Raw genomic sequence first — 21,374 nt, forward strand, 5'->3', positions numbered from 1 at the left:
TGCAACTGCAGGGGCTGCAAAGCGGCCCCCGCGTTCCCTCAGGCCGCCACCTCATCGTGCGGCTCAAAGCTGTCCGCCCGCGCCAGTTGCCACATCCGCGAATAGAACTGCCCGTTCACCTCGCCATTGAGCAGCTCCCCCGGTTTCAAGAACACATGCATTTGTGAGAACAGCTTGATTTCGGTGGCAGAGGTGCGCCGCACCAAGTGCTTGGCTTCCAGTTGCGCCGGGTGTTCCAGGCCGGCCGCTGCGAGCATTTCTGCCAGGGCGCGCAAGGTGTTGTGGTGGAAATTCACTACCCGCTGGGCTTTGTCCGGGACCACCAGCGCACGCTGGCGCAACGGGTCTTGCGTCGCTACGCCAGTGGGGCACTTGTTGGTATGGCAGCTCTGCGACTGAATGCAGCCGATGGCGAACATGAAGCCGCGCGCTGAGTTGGCCCAGTCGGCACCGATGGCCAGCACGCTGGCGATGTCGAAGGCGCTGACGATCTTGCCGCTGGCGCCGAGCTTGATCTTGTCGCGCAGGTTCAGACCAACCAGGGTGTTGTGCACGAACAGCAGCCCTTCGCGCAGCGGCACGCCGATATGGTCGGTGAACTCCACGGGGGCCGCCCCGGTACCGCCTTCCTTGCCATCGACCACGATGAAGTCGGGGAGGATGCCGGTTTCCAGCATGGCCTTGGCGATGCCCATGAATTCCCAGGGGTGGCCCAGGCAGAACTTGAAGCCCACCGGCTTGCCGCCGGACAGCTCACGTAGTTGGGCGATGAACTGCATCATTTCGATGGGGGTGGAGAAGGCGCTGTGGCGCGATGGCGAAATGCAGTCCTCACCCATGAGAATACCGCGGGTCTCGGCAATTTCCTGGGTTACCTTGTGCTTGGGCAGGATGCCGCCGTGGCCGGGCTTGGCGCCCTGGCTCATCTTGATCTCGATCATCCGCACCTGCGGGCTGCGCGCCTGGGCGGCAAAGCGCTCGGGGTCGAAGCGCCCGTCCGCCGTGCGGCAGCCGAAGTAGCCGCTGCCCAGCTCCCACACCAGGTCGCCGCCGTGTTCGCGGTGGTAGGGGCTGATGCTGCCTTCGCCGGTGTCATGGTGGAAGTTGCCCAGCTTGGCCCCTTGGTTGAGCGCGCGGATGGCATTGGCGCTCAGCGAGCCAAAGCTCATGGCAGAAATATTGAAGATCGATGCCGAATACGGCTGGCTGCACTGCGGTCCGCCAATGTGGATGCGAAAGCTTGCAGGGTCGGCCAGCGGCGCCGGGCGCATGGAGTGGCCGATGAACTCGAAGCCGGACTCGTACACGTCGATCAGCGTACCGAAGGGTTTGTCCGACGCCTCGTTCTTGGCCCGCGCGTACACCAGCGAGCGTTGCGCGCGGGAAAAGGGCAGGGCATCGCTGTCGGCTTCCAGCAGGTACTGGCGGATCTCCGGGCGAATACCCTCGACCAGGTAGCGGATGTTGCCCAGTATCGGGTAGTTGCGGCGTACCGCGTGGCGTCGCTGCAGCAGGTCGAACAGGCCGATCAGGCTGAGCACGGCCGTGGTCAGGGTGAATGGCCACAGCCATTGGTGGTGGAGCAACGGCAGGCTCGCCAGGGTGAACAGAACACAGGCAGCAAACACTGCGTAGCGACTGAGAAGTGACAGGCTCATACGGGGTCCTTACGATGGCGCGGTCAGGCTCAGGGCCTGGGGAAACCCCGACCATAGCCCGGTTGGGCAGCGCTGAACATGAAAATCGGCTTATCGAAAATCATTCGCGCAGCAGTCTCTGCCGCCACCGTTGCTGCTCGTCATCCGTGGTTTGCACAAGGTAGGTGTATCGGTTGGCGACTCGCACGGCCACCGACACGCCATCGCGGTACAACACACGGTTGCCGCCGGCCGCCGGTACCTTCGCTCCGGGCAGCAGCGACCCGATCAGGTTCAGCGGGTCACTGGCACTGACCACCACCAGCGCGCCCTCCCTCTCGCGTCGGCGCACCTGGCGCAGCAGCCCGACTGCCTCCGGCAGGGCGAACTGCTCACCGGCCAAGCCGGCGATGAAGCGCCCGCCGCGGATCTCGCCGCGCGCCTCAAGCCGGTGGTAGCAACGCAGCAGCTCACGCCAGGGTGGCAGCACATCACTTTCGCGCGCCAGCAGCCGCCAACAGATCACGCCATAGCGCCTCAACAGGGTGCGAGCGACGTGTTCCAGCCGTTGCCCGTGGTCATCTTCGGTATTGCCCCTGCGTAACAATGCCCAGCGCCCGGCGTGTGCCATGCTGGTGGAAATCGGCGCATGGCCGCGCCGGCTGTTGCGCGCTGAGCGTTTCGCCGCCGGGGTGATCAGGCTACGCAGCCCTGTAAAGCTGTCGGCGCTCGCCAGGCCGGAACCGACCAATTCCTGTAACGCTGTTTCCAGCTCGCTGGGCAGCAAGTGGGCTTGCTGGGTCAATTCGTCGAAGAACAGTGCACCGTGCGCCTGCAGTACTTCGTGCACACGTTTGGCACGCGGGCTCAGCTCATCCAGAGCCGGCGCAGGCACCAGGCTGCGCCACAAGCCCAGGTGTTGACGTGGCAGCAGCACCAGCGGCGTACTCGCCAGCGTACTGCTCGACACCTTGCCCGCCAGGCGGCTCCAGGCGAACTGCCCGCTGCGGCACACCTCATCGAGCCAGTGCGCGCTGTAGTCGTTGATTCTTGCCGGCAGTAGTTCTGCCTCCCAGGCGCCAGCCGCGCCAGGGAACCCCTGCAACTGGTCGAGCACCTCGGCCACGGCTTGAGGCCCGCGCAGTTTTTCGTCGGCCGCCAGGTGCTGCCAGTCAAACAGAAAGCGCATGAAGTCCTGCAGACTGACCGGCTCGATCTCCCGGCGCAGGCGTTTGACGGTATAGCGATGGATACGCGCCAACAGGTGGCGTTCGCACCATTGCCGTTGGACCTCTCCCGGGCTGAACTGGCCGTGCAGCACGTAGCCTTCTGCTTCCAGGCGGGCCAATGCCTGTTCGGTGGCTGGCTGCGGCTTGCCCAGTGGTGCGGCGATCTGCGCCAGGGTCAGGGGGCCGTGGCCGCTCAGGCGGGCGCGCAGCAGCTCGCTCAGAGCGCTGTCCGGGTCGAGGGCCTGGTCGAAGCCGGGGAGCACATTGAGCTCGGGCTCCAGGCGTGCATCCGGGTACACAGTTTGAAGCAGGCTCAGGCGCTCGCGGGCCAGCCACAGGTGCTGGTCGGGCAAGCGTAACGCTCGGCCTGCCTTGGCCAGTTGCCGCAGCAGCAAGGCCCAGCCCGGGTTGGCCTGGACTTCGTGCTGGCTGACGGCGCCCAAGGTCATCAAGGCTTCGTGCATCTCGTCGGCGCTGCCAGGTTGCGGCCAGGCCTCTGCCTGGACAGCGCTGATGGCATCGGCGTCCAGCGCGCCCAGGTCATCGCTACTGTGCACCTCGTTCCAGCGCCGGTTGAGTACCGCCTGGGTGCGGCGCTCCTCCAGTGGGGCATCGTCAAGGAATGCATAAGGCCTGGCATTGAGGATGGCCGAGGCCAGCGGCGAGGGGGCCGGCAGGTCGCGGCACAGCAAGCGCACCTGGCCACTCTCCATGCGCCTCAACAGGGCCAGCCAGCCCTCGCTGTCCATGGCTTCGTGCAGGCAGTCGTCGAGGGTTTGCTCGACCAGCGGGTGATCCGGGATTTGCCGTTCACCGACGATGTTTTCCAGGCAGGCGATCTGGTCGGGGAAGACCGCGGCAATCAGGTCTTCGCTTTTCATGCGCTGGACCTGTGGCGCGACCTTGCGCCCCCCGACGTAGCGTGGCAAGGCCATCGCCACGGCTGCGTTCCAGCGCCATCGCACACCGAACAACGGGGCCTCAAGCAGGGCCTGGATGAGTATCTGCTCGGCGCTGCGACTGGACAGGTAGCGCCACACTTCGTCCAGTTCGAAACTGTGGCTGGTCGACAGCGACAGCACGATGGCGTCCTCGCTGGCTGCCGCCTGCAATTCGAAATTGAACGTGCGGCAGAACCGTTTGCGCAGGGCCAGGCCCCAGGCGCGGTTGATGCGGCTGCCATAGGGCGAATGGATGATCAACTGGGTGCCGCCGGACTCGTCGAAGAAGCGTTCCATCACCAGTGTGCTCTGCGAGGGCAGGGCGCCCAGCACTTCACGGGTACGGCCCAGGTAATCGAGCAGTTGGCTGGCGCAGGCCTCGTCCAGTGCATAGGTACGCTGCAGCCAAGACAGCACTGGGGCGAAAACGCCGTTACTCAGCCCCAACTGCTCATCGATGCGTGCCTGCAGGCGGGCAACGGCGGCGGACAGTTCATCACTGCGTCCCGGCGCCTCGCCAAGCCAGAACGGAATGGTCGGCGGCAGGCCTTGGGCATCTTCGACCCTTACCCGGCCGGGTTCCACCCGCAGGATGCGGTAGGACGCATTGCCCAGCTGAAAGATGTCGCCAGCGATGCTCTCCACGGCAAAGTCTTCGTTGACGCTGCCGATGTTCAGCGCCTGCGGCTCCAGCAGCACTGCGTAGTCGGCGGTTTCGGGGATGGTCCCGCCGCTGGTGAGCGCGGCCAGCTGGCTACCCCGGCGCCCGCGCAAGGTGCCAGTCACTGCGTCGCGGTGCAGGTAGGCGCTGCGGATGCCTTGGCGCCCGTTGTAGCCCTCGGCGAGCATGCTCAGCAGGGCCTGGTAATGTTTGCTGTCCAGCGCTGTGTAGGGCGTTGCCTGGCGCAGGCAGTCGAACAATGCCTGTTCCTGCCACGGCTGGTTGCTGGTTTCGGCGACGATCTGCTGAGCCAGTACGTCCAGTGGCGCTTGAGGGATGTGCAACAGGTCGAGCTCGCCCTGGCGCACACAGTCGAGCAAGGCGGTGCACTCGATCAGGTCATCCCGCGAGGTGGCGAACAGGCGCCCTTTGGGGATGCCGTCGACCTGATGCCCGGAGCGGCCGACCCGCTGCAAAAAGCCGGCGATAGAGCCTGGCGAGGCGATCTGGCAAACCAGGTCGACATCACCGATATCGATGCCCAGCTCCAGGGAAGCGGTGGCCACCAGCACCTGCAACTGGCCGTTTTTCAGGCGCTGCTCCGCATCCAGGCGCAGCTCTTTGGCCAGGCTGCCGTGGTGTGCGGCCACGGCCTCGTGGCCAAGGCGGTCGCTGAGGTGGCGGGTGAGGCGCTCGGCCAGGCGCCGAGTGTTGACGAAGACCAGCGTGGTGCGGTGTTCGCGGGCCAGCGCTGCCAGGCGATCATAGACCAGGTTCCACACATCCGTGGCCATCACCGCGCCCAAGGGTACAGGGGGCACTTCAAGGGCAAGGTCGCGCTGGCGGGTGTGGCCGATATCGACGACCGCGCAAGGCCGTTGGTGGCCAACCAGAAAGGCTGCCACGCGCTCCACCGGACGCTGGGTCGCAGACAGCCCGATGCGCCGCAGCCCGCGCCCGGTGAGCGCCTGAAGGCGCTCCAGGGTCAGGGCCAGGTGCGCGCCGCGCTTGTTGCCGGCCAAGGCGTGAATCTCATCGACGATCACCGTGTGCACGCCGCTCAGGCCAGCACGGCCCGAGGCAGACCCCATCAGTACGTACAGCGACTCAGGTGTGGTCACGAGGATGTGTGGGGCCAGCTTGCGCATGGCCGCGCGCTCTTTTTGCGGCGTGTCGCCGGTGCGTACGGCAGTGGTGATGCGAGGGGGCGTCAGCCCCTGGTCTACCAGTGCCTGGCTGATGCCCTCCAGCGGCGCCTGCAGGTTCAGGCGGATGTCGTTGGACAGTGCCTTGAGCGGCGAAACGTATACGACCTGGGTTCGCGCAGGCAGTTCGCCCGCGTGTTCAAGGCCCTGGCGAAACAGTTCATCGAGCACCGCGAGAAAGGCGCTCAAGGTTTTGCCCGACCCGGTCGGCGCTGCCAGCAGCGTCGATTGGCGCGCGTGAATCAACGGCCAGGCGCGGGCCTGGGCGTCGGTGACCGTGGCGAAATGGCGACGGAACCAGGTGCCGATCGCCGGGTGGAAAAGCTCCAGCACGGGGTGCTGTTGGGCAGGCAGGTTCATGAGAAGGTTATGGAGGGTCGCTGGCGGATTGGCAAGGGACCGTTCGTCTGCGCAACCGCCTTGCCCGGTAACAGGGCCCTATGGGATCCTCAGCAGTTTTCAAGAGCGAGCCTGACCATGCCCAACGTTATCCGCATTGCCGCTGCCCTGCTGATCGACCCATTGGGTCGAACCCTGCTGGTACGCAAACGGGGTACCCAGGCGTTCATGCAGCCTGGGGGCAAGATCGATGCGGGGGAAACGCCGCTGCAGGCGCTGGTGCGCGAACTGCAGGAGGAATTAGGGGTGTGCATTGACCCTGCTCAGGCCATCCCGATGGGCCGTTTCAGCGCACCAGCCGCCAACGAACCTGGCTACGAGGTGCAGGCCGAGCTGTTCCGGGTCGACAGCGCCGAGGCCGTGGTCCCGGCGGCGGAAATCGAGGAAGTGCTCTGGTTGGCCGCAGACCAGGAATCGATGCCTGAGCTGGCGCCGCTGACCCGCGACCTGATACTGCCGCTCTACCGCAAGGCCCTCAGCGTACCGCGCTGACCCCATCGAGCGTGGCGAACGAGGTGTCCTTGGCGGTGAGCAGGAAGTCGCGCATGTAGGGGGCATCGAGCATGTCGGTGCGCACGGCCGCATACAGCGTGGCGAACAGGCCTTTCTCGCCAAGGCGTTTGCCCTTCACATACCCGCGCGAGCTGTACTCATGCAGTGCCCAGTGCGGCATGCCGCAGACCCCGCGGCCGCTGGCCACCAATTGCATCATCATCACGGTCAGCTCCGAGGTGCGTACGGCCGCCGGCTCGATGTCGGCCGGTTCCAGGAAGCGGGTGAAGATATCCAGCCGATCGCGCTCCACCGGGTAGGTGATCAGCGTCTGGTCGAGCAGGTCCTGGGGCACGATGTAAGGCTTGTTGGCCAGCGGGTGCTGGTTGGCCACGGCGAGCATGGCTTCATAGGTGAACAGCGGTACGTAAGTGATGCCGGCAAGGTCCAGTGGGTCGGAGGTCACTACCAGGTCCAGGTCGCCACGGGCAAGGGCGGGCAGTGGCGCGAATGCGAAGCCTGACGCCAGGTCCAGCTCCACTTCCGGCCAGGCATCGCGGAACTGGTCGATGGTGGGCATCAGCCACTGGAAGCAGCTGTGGCATTCGATGGCCATGTGCAGGCGCCCGGCAGTCCCCCCCGCCAGGCGGGCGATATCACGCTCGGCGCTGCGCAGCAGCGGAAGGGTGGCATCTGCCAGCTGCAGCAAGCGCAGGCCGGCGCTGGTGAAGCGGATAGGTTTGGTCTTGCGTGCGAACAGCGGCAGGCCCAGGCGTTCTTCAAGCTCCTTGAACTGATGCGACAGTGCCGACTGGGTCAGGTGCAGCCGTTCTGCGGCCTCCACCAGGCTATCGGCCTCGCGCAGGGCATGAAGGGTTTTCAGGTGGCGGATCTCCAGCACGGCTGACTCCGAGAGCATAATTTGTGTGAATAGCGAATGAGTTGAGTTTCTCTCATGTTGCGCTGGCTGTCGACTGGACCTTGCGCCGCACCACTGGGCGGGGTTCATCAAATTGTCACGCAACTGTGGCAGCGCGCCCGAATGAATTTCATCAGACTCGCGCTCTACTGGGGATCTGCATTCTGGTGTTTCTTTCATGCGGGCTTTTTTGCTTTTTTTCGTGTTCCTTCTCAGCGTGCCAGCGAGCTTCGCCGATCAGCGTTGTGACACTCATGTCCCGGTCCAACGGGCCGAGGCGGGCGATCTGAGCCTGGTTTACCAAAGTGTCGGCGCGCCGCAGGACCCTGCGTTGCTGCTGGTCATGGGGCTGGGTGGGCAGCTGATCCACTGGCCCGATGACGTGGTCCAGGCCTTGTGTCTGCAAGGCTTTCGGGTCATTCGCTATGACAACCGTGACGTTGGCCTGTCGCGCTGGAACCAACAGCCGCCCTCGGCCAACCTCACGGTCGAGCTGTTGCGCTACAAGTTCGGCCTGCCGGTTGCCGCGCCCTATACGCTGACCGACATGGCCGGTGACGGGCTGCGCCTGATGGACGCATTGGGGATTGGCCAATTCCATGTGCTGGGTGTGAGCATGGGCGGGATGATCGCCCAGCACATGGCCGCGATTGCGCCGCAGCGGGTGCGCAGCCTGACACTGGTCATGTCCAGCTCTGGTGCGGCAGGGCTGCCGGCGCCGGCCCCAGCCCTGGTGCAGTTGCTGGCCCGGCGCAGTGCGCCGAACCGGGAAGTGGCCATCGAGCAGCAGGCCGACCTGCTGGCGGCATTGGGTAGCCCGCGGGTGCATGATGACCGGGCCGCTTTGTTGCAGCAGGCTGCGGTGGCCTATGATCGGGCGTTCAACCCTGAAGGTGCCAAGCGCCAGATCATGGCGATCCTGGCCGAGCCAAGCCGGGTAGCGCTACTCAATCAGCTGCGCGTTCCGACATTGGTGGTGCACGGGACGGCTGACCCATTGTTGCCGGTGATGCATGGGGTGCACCTGGCGGCGCATATCCGTGGTAGCCAGCTGCGGCTGATCCCGGGGTTGGCACATCGTTTCCAGGAACCCTTCAAGGCACCCTTGTTGGGGGCCGTGCTGCCTTATCTGCAGTCACATCGTGAGGACGTGGCGCACCTTGCCGGGTTATGACAGTGCGCAGGCCCCTCAGGTGGGCGTTCAGCCCAACCCGTACTTTTTCACTTTGTCGAACAGCGTGGTCTTGGCCATGCCCAGCTCCTGGCTGGCTTGGCTGAGATTGCCGCCGGTGCGCTGCAGGGCATCGCTGAGCAGATTGCGCTCGAACGCCTCGACCGCCTCGGCAAAGCCCAGCCCTTGGCTGGCGCCACCGCTCGGGCCTTTCTTGAATGCCGGCAGGCCCAGGGCATAGCGCTCGGCAACGTTGCGCAGTTCACGCACATTGCCGGGCCAGTCGTGGGCCATCAGGCGCGACAGGGTCTGGCTGTCCAGTGTCGGTACTTCCCGGTCGAAGCGCAGCGCCGATTGCTGCAGGAAGTGTTCGAACAGCTGCAGCACGTCTTCACGGCGTTCGCGCAACGGTGGTAACTCCAGGGTCACCACGTTGAGGCGGTAGTACAAGTCGCTGCGAAACTGCCCGCTTTTGCCAAGCGAATCGAGGTCGGCCTTGGTCGCAGCGATCACGCGGCAGTCCACCGCAATGCTCTGGTTCGACCCCAGGCGCTCCAGGGTGCGCTCCTGCAATACCCGCAGCAGCTTGATCTGCAGGTTGATCGGCATGCTCTCGACTTCATCGAGGAACAGCGTGCCGCCGTTGGCATGCTCGATCTTGCCGATACGACGCTTGCCCGCGCCGGTGAACGCATTGGCCTCGTGGCCGAAGATCTCGCTTTCGAACAGGTTTTCCGGCAGGCCGCCACAGTTGAGCGCCACAAAAGGTTGGCCCTGGCGTCGGCTGAAATCGTGCAGGCAACGTGCGACCAGCTCTTTGCCGGTGCCGGTCTCGCCCTCGATCAGCACGTTGGCCGAAGTGTCGGCAACGTTGGCGATCAGCTCGCGCAGTTGCTCCATGGCGGGGGAGCGGCCAATGATGCGGCCTTCCAGGCTGCTCTTTTCGGCCAGTTGGCGGCGCAGGGCCAGCACTTCGCGCGAGAGCCCGCGCTGTTCGAGTGCGCGGCGCACCACGTCGACCAGGCGTTCCGGCGAAAACGGCTTCTCCATGAAGTCGTAGGCACCGTTGCGCATGGCGCCCACGGCCATGTCGATATCGCCATGGCCGGTAATCAGGACCACCGGCAGGCTGCGGTCGCGCGCCTTGAGGCGGTTGAGCAGTTCCAGGCCGTCGATACCCGGCAGGCGGATGTCACTGACGACGATGCCGGCGAAGTCATCGCCGATCCGTTCCAGGGCCTGTTCGGCGCTGCCGACCCCTTCGCAGGCGATATCTTCCAGGGCCAGCGCCTGCTGGCAGCCGAGCAGCACATGCGGGTCGTCTTCGACGATCAGGACGGTAAGAGGCGCTTGGTTCATGGGAGCTCTGCCGGTTCATTAGGGGGGGACACCAGTGGCAGGGTGAGAACGAAGGCCGTTCCGCCACTGACAGGATGCTCGACGTTGAGGCTGCCCTTGGCGGCGGCGGCAAGGCTCGCCGACAGGGTCAGGCCCAGGCCCAGGCCGTGTTCGCCCGGTTTGGTGGTGAAGAAGGGTTCGAACAGGTGCTTGCGCGCCTCGTCATCGATACCGTGGCCATTGTCACGTACCCGCAGGCGATACTTGTCGCCCTGCAACTCGCCCTCCAGCCACAGCTCAGGTGCCGGCTGGGTTGCCATGGCATCCAGGGCGTTGCCGATCAGGTTGACCAGAATCTGCTCCAGGCGGGTCTGGTCAATGGCCAGTTGCAGGTCGTCGAACTGGCTGTGCAGCTTCAGGTGGCAGCCGCTGATGCGAGTGGCCAGCACCTGCAAGGTGGCCTCCACTGCCTTGGCCAGCGAGGCCTGGCCGCGGTCGTCACCGCGGCGGGCGAACGAACGCAGGCTGGCGGTGATGCGGCCCATGCGGTCGATCAGTGCGTTCATGGTGCGCAGGTTGGTACTGGCGGTGTCCAGCGCGCCTCGTTCGAGAAAGCGCACGGTGTTGCCGGACAGTGTGCGCAGCGCCGCCAGGGGCTGGTTGAGCTCGTGGGCGATGCTGGTGGACATCTGCCCAATGGCGGCCAATTTGCCGGCCTGGACCAGTTCGTCCTGGGCGTGGCGCAGGGTCTGCTCGGCATGACGGCGTTCGCGGATCTGCCCCTTGAGCCTTTCGTTGCTGGCGCGCAGGTCGGCAGTGCGCTCAGCGATGCGCCGCTCCAGCTGGCTGTTGGCCTCCTCGAGCGCTTCGCGTGCAGCCAGGCGGGTGGCGATCACCTTGCGCCGCTCGTTCCAGGCGATACCCAGGATCGCCAGCAGGGCGAACGCCACGCCTACCAGAATGCCTTGCACCATCGACTCGCGGCGCAGGTCCTGCAGGGGAGTGAGCAGGGTGAAATGCCAGGGCGTATCCACCAGGCGCCGGGTTTGCGCCAGGTAGGCGACCTCATGCGGTTTGCCGTGGGCGGTTTCACTGTTGGCCGGGAACGTCAGTTTCTCTACGCCATCGGCGAGCGTCTCACGGGCCAGTGGCTGCAGCTCGTTCAGCGGCCACCAGTAATATTGCAGGCTGCGCGCCAGGCGCTCCTTGATCTGCGGGGTCATGGGGCGCACCGACTTCAGGCGCCGCGCCGGGTCGCTGGAGAGGATGATGATGCCGTTTTCGTCGCTGACGAACGCTTCCAGGCGGGCGCGCTGCCAGCGCTCTTCCAGGGTGTCCAGGCGTACCTTGATCACCGCCACGCCAATGATCTTGCCGTGTTCTTCAAGGCCGTGGGCCAGGTAATAGCCGGCCTCGCCGGTGGTGCTGCCAATGCCGTAGAAACGGCCCGGCTCGCCGCGCACGGCGGTCTGGAAATAGGCGCGGAAAGACAGGTCTTCACCGAGGAACGAGTCGGCATCGCGCCAGTTGCTGGTAGCCTGTACCCGGCCATTGGTATCGAGCACGAAGATGGCCCGGCTGCGGCTGCGGCGGTTGAGGCCTTCGAGGTATTCGTTGACGGCCTGGCGTGAGCCGCCGTCGGGGTCGGTGAGCAGGTGCGAGACGCTGTCTTCGAGCTCCAGCAGGCTCGGCAGGTAGGTGTACTTGCTGATTTCGCTTTCGACCGTACGCGCATGCAACTCCAGCTGGCGCTCGCCGTTTTCACTCAGGGCGCGTATGCCGTTGCTCTCGCTGATCAGGTAGCCAGCCAGGCCCAGCCCGACCATCAGCAGGATGATCAGGGGCGGCAGCAGCAATTGGCGGATCAGGCGGGATTTCACGGCAGGCTTGGCAGGGAGAAGAAGCGAGGGGTCGCATTTCATCACAGTGGCCTTGTCACGACCAGCATCCGCTGCCCGGTGAAGCCCTGGGCAGCGGTTACTGTGGCCGGCTCAGTGTTGCAGGATCTTGCTGAGGAAGTGCTGGGTGCGTTGGTCGCGGGTACCTTGGTCACCGAAGAACTCTTCCTTGGTGCAGTCTTCGATAATGCTGCCCTTGTCCATGAAGATGACCCGGTTGGCGACCTTGCGGGCGAAGCCCATCTCGTGGGTCACGCACATCATGGTCATGCCTTCGTTGGCCAACTGCACCATCACATCCAGCACTTCGCTGACCATTTCCGGGTCCAGCGCCGAGGTCGGCTCGTCGAACAGCATGACGATCGGGTCCATGGCCAGGGCGCGGGCGATCGCCACACGTTGTTGCTGGCCACCGGAGAGTTGGCCTGGGTGCTTCTTGGCGTGCGCGCTGAGGCCGACCCGTTCGAGCAGGGCCAGGCCCTTCTTGGTCGCCTCCTCTTCACTGCGGCCCAGTACCTTGCGTTGAGCGATGGTCAGGTTCTCGGTGATGGTCAGGTGCGGGAACAGCTCGAAGTGCTGGAACACCATGCCGACGCGCGAGCGCAACTTGGGCAGGTTGGTCTTGGGGTCGGCAATCGACGTGCCATCGACCACGATGTCGCCTTTCTGGAACGGTTCCAGGGCGTTGACGCACTTGATCAGTGTGGATTTACCCGAGCCCGAAGGGCCGCACACCACCACCACTTCACCTTTCTTGACCTCAGTGCTGCAGTCGGTCAGTACCTGGAAGTCGCCGTACCACTTGTTGACGTTCTTGATGGAAATCATACGGTGATCCTTTTTTGCAGGCGCTTGACCAGCCACGAAGCGGAGAAGCTGATGAGGAAATAGACGACCCCGGCGAAGATCAGGAACTCATGGGAGCGCCCAATGATGTCGCCGTTGGAACGGGCTGAGTTGAGGAAGTCTACCAGGCCCACGGTGTAGACCAGCGAGGTGTCCTGGAACAGGATGATGCTCTGCTGCAGCAGCAGCGGGGTCATCTTGCGGAAGGCCTGGGGCAGGATGATCAGGCGCATGGTCTGGGCGTAGTTCATGCCCAGTGCTTGCGCGGCGCCCATCTGGCCTTTGGAAATCGACTGCACGCCGGCGCGGACGATTTCACAGAAGTAGGCGGCCTCGAACATCATGAAGGCCACCACGCACGAGGTGAAGGCGCCCACCGGGGTGTCCTCCCCGGTGATCCAACGCAGCACGAAAGGCACGGCCAGATAGAACCAGGTGATCACCAGCAGCAGCGGGATCGAGCGGAAGTAGTTGACGTAGGCACCGGCGAGGTTCGAAAGCAGCTTGCTCGACGACAAGCGCATCAATGCCAGGAGGGTGCCCAGCACGATACCGCCGATCACGCCCATGACCATCAGCTTGAGGGTCATGACCATACCTTCCCAGAGGGCGGGCAGGGCCGGGATGATTTCGCTGAAATCCATTTCCATTTACTTGCCCCCCACGGAAATCAGGCCAGGCACGGCGACTTTTTTCTCGATCAGGCGCATCAGCAGCATCAGGCCCATGTTCAGGGTGAAGTAGATCAGCGTGGCCAGGGTGAACGCCTCGAACAGGTTGGCGGAAAACTCTGCGGTCTGTTTGGTCTGTGCCAGCAGCTCCATCAGGCCGATCAGCGACGCCACCGAAGAGTTCTTGAACACGTTGAGGAACTCGGAGGTGAGCGGCGGAATGATGATCCGGTACGCTTGCGGCAAGAGCACGTTGTTGTAGATCTGCGGCAGGCTGAAGCCCATGGCGCGGGCGGCAGCTTCCTGGCCGCGCGGCAACGCCTGGATGCCGGTGCGCACCTGTTCGCACACGCGGGCAGCGGTGAACAGGCCCAGGCAGATGACCACGCTGATCAATGCCGAGGTGGTCGGGTTGAGGTCCTGCTTGAACCACTCCTGCAGGCCTTCAGGCAGCAGGTCTGGTATCAGGAAGTACCAGATGAACAGTTGCACCAGCAGCGGTACGTTGCGGAACAGCTCTACGTAGGCGGTGGCGATACCCGCTACCAGGCGGTTCGGCACGGTACGCATGACGCCAAGCAGCGAGCCCAGCAGCAGCGCGATGATCCAGGCGGAGATGGCGATGGCGATGGTCCAGCCCAGACCGGTGATATACCAGTCCAGATAGGTTTCGCTGCCCACGCCGGTGGACTTGAAGAACACGCCCCAGTCCCAGTTGTAATTCATCGGGATTTCCCCTCAGACGGTTGTTTCACGGGCACCTTCGAGCATCCGGGGGCGCTTGGCGCCCTCGGAGGAAAGGTTAGACACTAATAAGTGGCTTGCAGGATTGATTCGTGCGCGTGCGCACCAGGCCACTAACTGAGGATCAGGATTTCTTCTCGTCCGCGGCCTTGTCGGTCGGCTCGGCGATCAGCTTTTTCAGTTCATCGCTCATCGGGAACTGAAGGTTCAGGCCTTTTGGCGGAATCGGCTGCTGGAACCACTTGTCGTAGCTCTTGTTGACCTCGCCGGATTTGAAGTAACCCACGATGGCATCGTCGACGGCTTTCTTGAAGCTCTCGTCACCCTTGCGCATCATGCAGCCGTAGATCTCGTAAGACTGCGGCGTGCCGGTGATGACCCAGTCCGCAGGCTTGCGCGCTTTGGCCATTTCACCGGCCAGCAGGGCATCGTCCATCATGAAGGCCACGGCGCGGCCGCTTTCGAGCATGTTGAAGGCTTCACCGTGGTCCTTGGCGGAAATCACGTTCATCTTCATCTGCTTGTCGGCGTTCATCGCCTTGAGGATGCGCTCGGAGGTGGTGCCGGCGGTGGTCACCACGTTCTTGCCGCCCAGGTCGGTAAAGTCTTTATAGGAGGGTTGGCCATCCTTGACCTTGGTCAGCAGGCGCGTGCCGACTTCGAAGATACCCACCGAGAAGGCGACTTGCTGCTGGCGCTCGACGTTGTTGGTGGTGGAGCCGCACTCAAGGTCGACGGTGCCGTTCTGCACCAGCGGGATACGGGTCTGGGAGGTGACGAGGTTGTACCTGACCTTGATGTCGGTGCCCAGTTGCTTCTTCAGGGCGTCGACCACGGCCATCTGGATGTCGTGGGAGTAGCCCACAGGCTCGGGTTTACCGGCCAGGTAGGAAAACGGGATGGAGGAGTCGCGGTGGCCCAGGGTGATGGTGCCCGAATCCTTGATCTTCTTCAGGGTGCCAGTCAGTTCTTCGGCCATGGCCGGCGAAGCGATCACAGCGGCCGCGATGGCGGCGCCCAGCAATTGACGAACGATACGCATCAAATTTTCCTCGACGTGTTTGTTTTTTTTATGGAGCCGTTGGCGGACTCTTTCGTTCAACGAATACAGCAAGAAGCGAGTGCATTCGGCTACCAAGTGTAGAGCATGAGTCGTGCCAAGCCCTGTGACAGATCATAACCCCGCGCAAAGCCTGGGCATGAACCCTCTGTGAAGGTTTTTCTGCACCACGGATTGGTCGGAACACCGAATGAGTTGATAAGTCGCGTTCGGCAATCCGAACGATTACTTGCACCGCGCTCCGCTCCCAGATTTAAGTATCACCTGAGGGCGCGAAACCCATGATGAGCTCGCTGGCTAACCACCAGGAGCTCATACCGTGTCCGCTATTGCGATTCCTTCCGATTCCGTCGATGCCTTCATCGCCGGCCAGTTGCCAGGCTGGTTGAAGTCTGCCGATGTCGATCTGCTTCTGACCCTGTACCGGGCGTTGCGTCATCAGCAGGCCGCTGCTGAAGGCGTCAGAAACCTATTGGCGCAGATGCCAAGCATCGAGGCCTTTGCCACGCCGCTGCTCGAGACTGCGCTGGGGCAAAGTGGCCTGGCCGACGCAGACGTGCGCAACATGAAGGTCTACATCGAGAACGATGTGCCTTTGCCCAGTGCGGCGCCCCGACTGCATACCCCGTGGACGACGCTACCTAGCAAGCAGCCTTTGCTGACGGCGGCGTTGCACAACTTTCATGAGGCCGAGACGCGTCCCTCGGTTCATCGCCGTGCCCATCTGCAGGACGTTCACGGCATCAAGCTGCCGCTGGCATTCGAAGCGTTTGCCAGCTGTTGCAGAACGCTGGATATAGGGGGGCGCTACCAGGAAATGTTGCACGCGCGGCTGTTTCCGAAAAGCAGGCCCCCTGCGCCTGAGGGGTTTGCCCGCGCGGCGGTGGAGCGCGTGCTCGAAGAGAATCTGCGCGCGAAGATGGAAGTTGCGGTGCGCATGGCCAGGATCAAGTCCGAGCTGGACGATGTCGACTACCTGCGTCTGTTGCCTGTGTGCGCAAGCAAACCTATCGTGCCGGCGGCATCAGGCATCGCCACGCCTCGCCAGCTGTACCTGTTGGGCAAACGCATCCATGGCCCCGTGGCCTTCGAGATGCGCGACAGTGCCGCAGGGCCGCTCTCGGGAATCATCAGTTGGATACCACAGGATCCCTACCGGCAGATCGCCAGGTACCCCACCTGGGCCGCCCTCTATCAGTCTTTGGCCAAACAGCTGCGTGCACCCCATTACCGTTCGTTTTTCTGTCGATTCATCAGTGAGCGTGATAAACCGACCTTCACGGCAACCCTCGAACGGCTGATCCAGGCGAGCGACGGCAAGCAGCCAGTTGATCTGGATGGGCGCAATTTCTCGATCGATATGCCCTTGTTCGCCTATCTGCGGGCGCAGCAGGTGGACAAGATACTCGATGATGCAAGGGTCCTGGCAGTGCCCACCGGTGACGAGACTGCGATCGAGCGACATCAACGCCTGGAAGTGCTCAAGAGTGCTGGCTTCGATCTGCTCAACCTGGCGGCGCTGTTCGTTCCGGTGTTGGGCGAGGTGATGATGGCCGTGGCAGCGGTGGACGTTGTCAGCGAAGTCTACAAAGGTTATGCCGACTGGCGCATTGGCGATCGCCAGGGGGCGCTGGATCACCTGTTTGGCGTGGCAGAGAACCTGGCGGTCGGCACGGTGATCGGCGCCGCGCAGGTAGGTGTAGGCCGGGTGCTTGAGCGCATCCCTTTTGTCGATGCACTTACCCCCTTGCACGAGGGTGAGGGGCGATACCGGCTGGCGGATCGGCCCGTTTCGGCTCACCACATCGACGGTGGAGGGGCACTTTTGCGCAGCTTAGGTGGGCGCTGGGCGCAAATATCAGACCAAAGTGCCGAAACGCTACTACGCGTCACCGGGTTAGAGCAGGATCACCTGCGCAACGTGCACCTGCAGGGCGAAGCTCCTCCTGCTCGCCTGCTCGATGCCCATGAGCGTCACGAACTGCATACCCTTGAGCCGCACCTGCAGGGGGCCGCCCTGGAGCGTGAACTGGCAGCTCGGCAAGATCAGCCTTCTGCTGCTGGCGCATTGCTGATCAGGGTCTTCCCTGGGCTGTCCGTTCGCGGCGCTGAAAGCGTGCTCGAACAGGCCAGTGGTGAGCAGGTCAAGGCGTTGCTCACCACTGGCCGTATACCCTTGGAAATGGCCGAGCGCGCCCGTTGGCTCTTGCGCGAAAGCCGCCTGGACCGTGCGTTGCTGGGGTTCGAGCACCAAGGCGCGGTCAACGATGCCACTCAGCGCCTGGTGCTCAAGTGGGTCAACGAACTCGCGCCCTGGCCGGCTTCGGTTCGCATTGAACTGCGCCTGGGCGAAGCGAAGGGGCGGCTGCTCGCATCGGTGGGAAGCACCACTGCGACCCGCGTACGGTGCCTTGTGCAGACCGAGCAGGGCTATCAGCTGAGTGATGCCCCGCAGCCAATAATTGGCCAAGGGTTATTGGCCTGCCTGATTCAGACACTTGAGGAGGGCCAGAAAGTAGCGCTCGGGGAGGGCTCGGTTGACGCCCGTGCTTTGGGCAACAGGGTTGCTCAAGCGGCCAGCGCAGACCGGCAAAAGACAGCTCAGTTGATGGGCTTGCGGCCGATCGGAGAACGCTTTCGCCCGCCGCAGCGCTTCGCTGACGGCCGTTTCGGTTATGCACTCAGTGGAAGGGGAGAGAGTAGCCGTCAGGCGATTCGCCGCGGGATACATGAAATCTTCCCAACCCTGACCGACGCACAACTTGACGCCTACCTGGGCGACCTGATGCAGCGCCGTATCGGGCTCTGGGACCACCTCAGCACGCTGCAGCGGCAACTGGATAGCTTGCGCAACGCGCTGGATGCCTGGCAACGTGAGCGCGTGAGCTTCTTGGATGGGCGCAGGCGACAACGGGTGGCCAGCCAGATCCGCCGGGCCTGGCGGCGCAAGACGGCAGGCTTGGCAGGTGACGATTTCAGCCTGCATATCGAGGGTGAACTCGTGGGCAGCCTGCCGATCCTCCCCGAAGGCGTCGAATTCACTCATGTCCAGCGGTTGACGTTGCGTAACATGAGCCTCGACCACATGGATGAACAGTTCCTGCTCAGGTTCACCGGCGTTCGTGAGCTCGACCTGCGGGACAATCAGTTGGTCACCCTGCCGGCAGGCCTGGAGCGCCTGACCGCTCTGCGCAGGCTGCATCTGGCAGGAAACCGGATTGCCTTCGATGCTCAGAGCAATCTCCGGTTGGCAAGCCTTTCCATGCTGCAGCAGCTGGATCTGACCTACAACCCGCTGGGCCTGGTCCCCGACCTTTCCGGGTTGCGCCACTTGCGCGAAGTATCGTTGCGCGCTACAGGGCTGCAAGCGTTGCCCGACGCTTCGGCGTTGCCGTGGAGGGGGCTTGTCGATTTCCGTGAAAACCAGATCCGCCAAGTCACCGATGATCTACGCAACCTCAATGGTCGATTGCAGCGCCTGTCGTTACACGACAACCCGCTGGATGAGGCCAGTGAGTCATTGCTTTCGCGCAGTGCCAGCAGTGACTACCCCGCGAATCGGCGCAGCTCTTACCATCACGCCATCGCCGATGCCAACCTGCAAGAGCGGTGGTTGGGCAGCATTACCGGGGACGTGCTGGAGCAGCGCAGAGCGCTATGGGCGAGGTTGACCGAAGAGCCGCAATCGGCAGACCTGTTCAGGTATCTGGCGGATTTTGCCAGGTCTGACGATTTCCGTGACCACCCGCGCTACTACCGTGCCAGGGTATGGCGGATTCTTGAGCTTTGTGCAGACAACACCGATGTGCGTGAGGTCGTTTTCTGGCAGGTGCAAGGGCCCAGAACCTGCGAGGATCAGTTACTGCTCATACTCAGCCAACTGGAAGTCAGGGCCCACATCGCCTTGCACAGCGCGGAGGCTGGCACAGCGCGCGCCGAAGCCACCTTGTTACGGCTGGGGCGCTCGCTCTATCGCCTGGATCAGGTCGACAGTATCGCGACCCGGCATATCGAGGAGATGCGCCAGAACCCTTACGCGTCGGTGGATGACATTGAGGTTTACCTTGCCTATCGGGTCAACCTGGCTGACACCTTGGGCTTGCCGGCCCAGCCCCAGCACATGCATTACCCCGAGCATAGCGGTGTAACGGGAACACGGATTCTGCGCGCCCGCGCACAGGTTGTTGCCGGTGAAAGTACCGAGGCACTGAGCAATGCGCTGGCGCAGCGGGAGTTTTGGCAAGGGTATGTGCGCAATCGCTATGCCGAGCGGTTCGAAGCGCTCGCTGCGCCTTACCATGAGCAGTTGGAGGCTTTCGAGCGCGAGACGGGCGAGTCTGGCGAGCAGCTTTACCTTGAGCGTGCCGATGCATTGATGGCAGCGCTCAATGCCGAGGAGCGTGCGCTTTACCTGGAGCTGGCCAGGGAGGCATACGAGCGGGAAGTCTGAGAACCGGCGACCGCCTGGCGGTCGCCGTGCAAGGTTCAGGCAGCGTCGCTGCGAGCATCGCTTTGCGCAAGGTAATCGGCCAATGCGCGTTGCTCGCTCTCGCTGGTGAACAAACCCAGCTTGGTCCGCCGCCAGAGGATGTCCTGGGCACTGATGGCCCACTCGCTATCGCGCAGGTAATCGACTTCACGGGCGAACAAACCACCGCCGATCGCCTGGCCAAGATCGTCAGGGCCGTTGACCCCCTCCAGCAGCTGCCAGGTGCGGCTGCCATAGGTCACGGCCCAGCGCTTGGCGATATCCACGGCAAGCCATGGATGCTGGGCGAGCAGTTCGTCGACCAGTACCTGAGGCGTGCTCATGCCTTCACCGCCGGGCAGTGCTGAGCTGGCGGTCCAGCTCTGGCCCATCTGGCTGAAGAACGGCTTGAGTTCTGCCATGGCCGACTCGGCAAGCTTGCGGTACGTGGTCAGTTTGCCGCCGAACACCGACAGCAACGGCGCCTCGCCCTGAGTTGCCGACAGTGCCAGGGTGTAGTCACGGGTGACTGCCGACGGGTTGTCCGATTCGTCGTTGCACAGCGGACGCACGCCAGAGTAGGTGTGCAGGATATCGCTGGCGCTCAACTGATGATTGAAATGAGCGTTGACCACGTCGAGCAGATAGCCGGTTTCCTGCTCGGTGATCGCTACCTTGGCGGGATCGCCGCTGTATTCGCGGTCGGTGGTGCCGACCAGGGTGAAGCGGTCCAGGTACGGGATGCAGAATACAATCCGTTGGTCCTCGTTCTGCAGGATGTAGGCATGATCCCCTTCGTACAGGCGCGGCACGATGAGGTGGCTGCCCTGGATCAGTCGAATGCCGTACGGCGCAGTGAGCTTGAGGTCATCCTTGATGAACCGGGCGACCCACGGACCGGCGGCGTTGACCAAGGCGCGCGCGCGAATGGTCTGCAGGCTGCCGTCGGCATGCTGCAGCTCTACCTGCCACAGGCCGTCGACACGTTCTGCGCGCAGGCAGCGGGTGCGGGTACGAATGTGCGCGCCATGTTCGCGTGCAGCCATGGCGTTGACCACCACCAGGCGGGCGTCGTCGACCGCGCAGTCGGCATATTCGAAACCGCGGGTGATCGCCGGTTTGAGCGGGTAGCCCGGGCCGAAGTGCAGGCTGCGCGAGGCACCCAGACGCTTGCGTTTGCCCAGGTGATCGTAAAGGAACAGGCCGGCACGGATCATCCACGCCGGGCGCAGGTGCGGGCGGTGCGGCAGCACGAAGCGCATCGGTTTGACGATGTGCGGTGCCTTGGCCAACAGCACTTCGCGCTCGGCCAGGGCCTCCCGTACAAGGCGGAATTCATAGTGTTCCAGGTAACGCAGGCCGCCATGGATCAGCTTGCTGCTGGCCGACGAGGTGTGCTGGGCCAAGTCGTCCTTCTCGCAGAGGAAGACCTTCAGGCCACGCCCTGCGGCGTCGGCAGCAATGCCCACGCCGTTGATGCCACCGCCGATCACGGCAAGGTCATAGCAATCGGCAAGTAGGGGCTGGGACGAAACGGGCTGGGACACGGGCAAGGCCTCCTGGGGCTGTTCACATCGAATATGAACATTAATGTTCGTTTCCGAAAATACTAGCGCAACAGAACGCCCATCGCCAGTCACTGTTTATAGAAAAAACTGATCGGATGGCAAGAAAGTGAACAATATCGAAAATTAC

Annotated in this window: 13 protein-coding genes; 3 read left to right on the plus strand and 10 right to left on the minus strand. The window is 63.4% G+C overall.

Going from position 1 to position 21,374, the window contains the following annotated elements; genetic code table 11:
• Window positions 1-38: 38 nt before the first annotated feature.
• Entirely contained in the window at window positions 39-1,658 is a 1,620-nt protein-coding gene (locus JNA92_RS11965) for an FMN-binding glutamate synthase family protein (RefSeq protein WP_241804852.1), read from the minus strand.
• Window positions 1,659-1,758: 100 nt separating this feature from the next.
• Window positions 1,759-6,033 carry a DEAD/DEAH box helicase gene (locus tag JNA92_RS11970; protein ID WP_241804853.1) on the minus strand — a complete coding sequence of 1,425 codons (4,275 nt, stop codon included), beginning with the start codon at window positions 6,031-6,033 and terminating at the stop codon, window positions 1,759-1,761.
• Between the two features lie 117 nt (window positions 6,034-6,150).
• On the opposite strand from JNA92_RS11970, the gene JNA92_RS11975 reads away from it, so the two are divergent.
• Complete coding sequence (locus JNA92_RS11975) at window positions 6,151-6,564, plus strand: NUDIX hydrolase (protein ID WP_241804854.1); 414 nt, start codon at window positions 6,151-6,153, stop codon at window positions 6,562-6,564.
• Here the strand turns inward: JNA92_RS11975 and metR are convergent.
• Complete coding sequence (gene metR / locus JNA92_RS11980; RefSeq protein ID WP_241804855.1) at window positions 6,548-7,465, minus strand: transcriptional regulator MetR; 918 nt, start codon at window positions 7,463-7,465, stop codon at window positions 6,548-6,550. The two genes, JNA92_RS11975 and metR, sit on opposite strands and share 17 nt — an antisense overlap.
• A gap of 196 nt (window positions 7,466-7,661) precedes the next feature.
• Between metR and JNA92_RS11985 the strand changes: the two genes are divergently transcribed.
• Window positions 7,662-8,657, plus strand: coding sequence for an alpha/beta fold hydrolase (locus tag JNA92_RS11985; protein WP_241804856.1), 996 nt, complete (start codon window positions 7,662-7,664; stop codon window positions 8,655-8,657).
• A gap of 27 nt (window positions 8,658-8,684) precedes the next feature.
• Here JNA92_RS11985 and JNA92_RS11990 read toward each other — a convergent pair whose 3' ends face one another.
• From JNA92_RS11990 to JNA92_RS12015, 6 genes are all read right to left on the minus strand, one after another.
• Window positions 8,685-10,013 carry a sigma-54-dependent transcriptional regulator gene (locus JNA92_RS11990; RefSeq protein WP_267821381.1) on the minus strand — a complete coding sequence of 443 codons (1,329 nt, stop codon included), beginning with the start codon at window positions 10,011-10,013 and terminating at the stop codon, window positions 8,685-8,687.
• On the minus strand, window positions 10,010-11,914 hold the full coding sequence (locus JNA92_RS11995) for a sensor histidine kinase (RefSeq protein WP_241804857.1): 1,905 nt from the start codon (window positions 11,912-11,914) through the stop codon (window positions 10,010-10,012). The genes JNA92_RS11990 and JNA92_RS11995 overlap by 4 nt, the downstream gene beginning before the upstream one ends.
• Before the next feature lie 69 nt (window positions 11,915-11,983).
• A complete protein-coding gene (locus tag JNA92_RS12000; RefSeq protein WP_241804858.1) occupies window positions 11,984-12,718 on the minus strand; it encodes an amino acid ABC transporter ATP-binding protein in 735 nt (244 codons plus the stop codon).
• Window positions 12,715-13,386: an amino acid ABC transporter permease gene (locus JNA92_RS12005; RefSeq protein ID WP_241804859.1), complete on the minus strand. Its 672-nt coding sequence runs from the start codon at window positions 13,384-13,386 to the stop codon at window positions 12,715-12,717. The genes JNA92_RS12000 and JNA92_RS12005 overlap by 4 nt, the downstream gene beginning before the upstream one ends.
• Complete coding sequence (locus JNA92_RS12010) at window positions 13,387-14,133, minus strand: amino acid ABC transporter permease (protein ID WP_241804860.1); 747 nt, start codon at window positions 14,131-14,133, stop codon at window positions 13,387-13,389.
• Window positions 14,134-14,275: 142 nt separating this feature from the next.
• Window positions 14,276-15,193 carry a glutamate/aspartate ABC transporter substrate-binding protein gene (locus tag JNA92_RS12015; RefSeq protein WP_241804861.1) on the minus strand — a complete coding sequence of 306 codons (918 nt, stop codon included), beginning with the start codon at window positions 15,191-15,193 and terminating at the stop codon, window positions 14,276-14,278.
• Window positions 15,194-15,530: 337 nt separating this feature from the next.
• Between JNA92_RS12015 and JNA92_RS12020 the strand changes: the two genes are divergently transcribed.
• Window positions 15,531-19,661, plus strand: coding sequence for an NEL-type E3 ubiquitin ligase domain-containing protein (locus JNA92_RS12020; RefSeq protein ID WP_241804862.1), 4,131 nt, complete (start codon window positions 15,531-15,533; stop codon window positions 19,659-19,661).
• 35 nt (window positions 19,662-19,696) lie between these two features.
• On the opposite strand, the gene glpD is transcribed toward JNA92_RS12020, so the two are convergent.
• Window positions 19,697-21,226: a glycerol-3-phosphate dehydrogenase gene (gene glpD, locus JNA92_RS12025; protein ID WP_241804863.1), complete on the minus strand. Its 1,530-nt coding sequence runs from the start codon at window positions 21,224-21,226 to the stop codon at window positions 19,697-19,699.
• Window positions 21,227-21,374: the final 148 nt, after the last annotated feature.

Source organism: Pseudomonas putida, from assembly GCF_022627325.1.
GTDB lineage: Bacteria > Pseudomonadota > Gammaproteobacteria > Pseudomonadales > Pseudomonadaceae > Aquipseudomonas > Aquipseudomonas putida_X.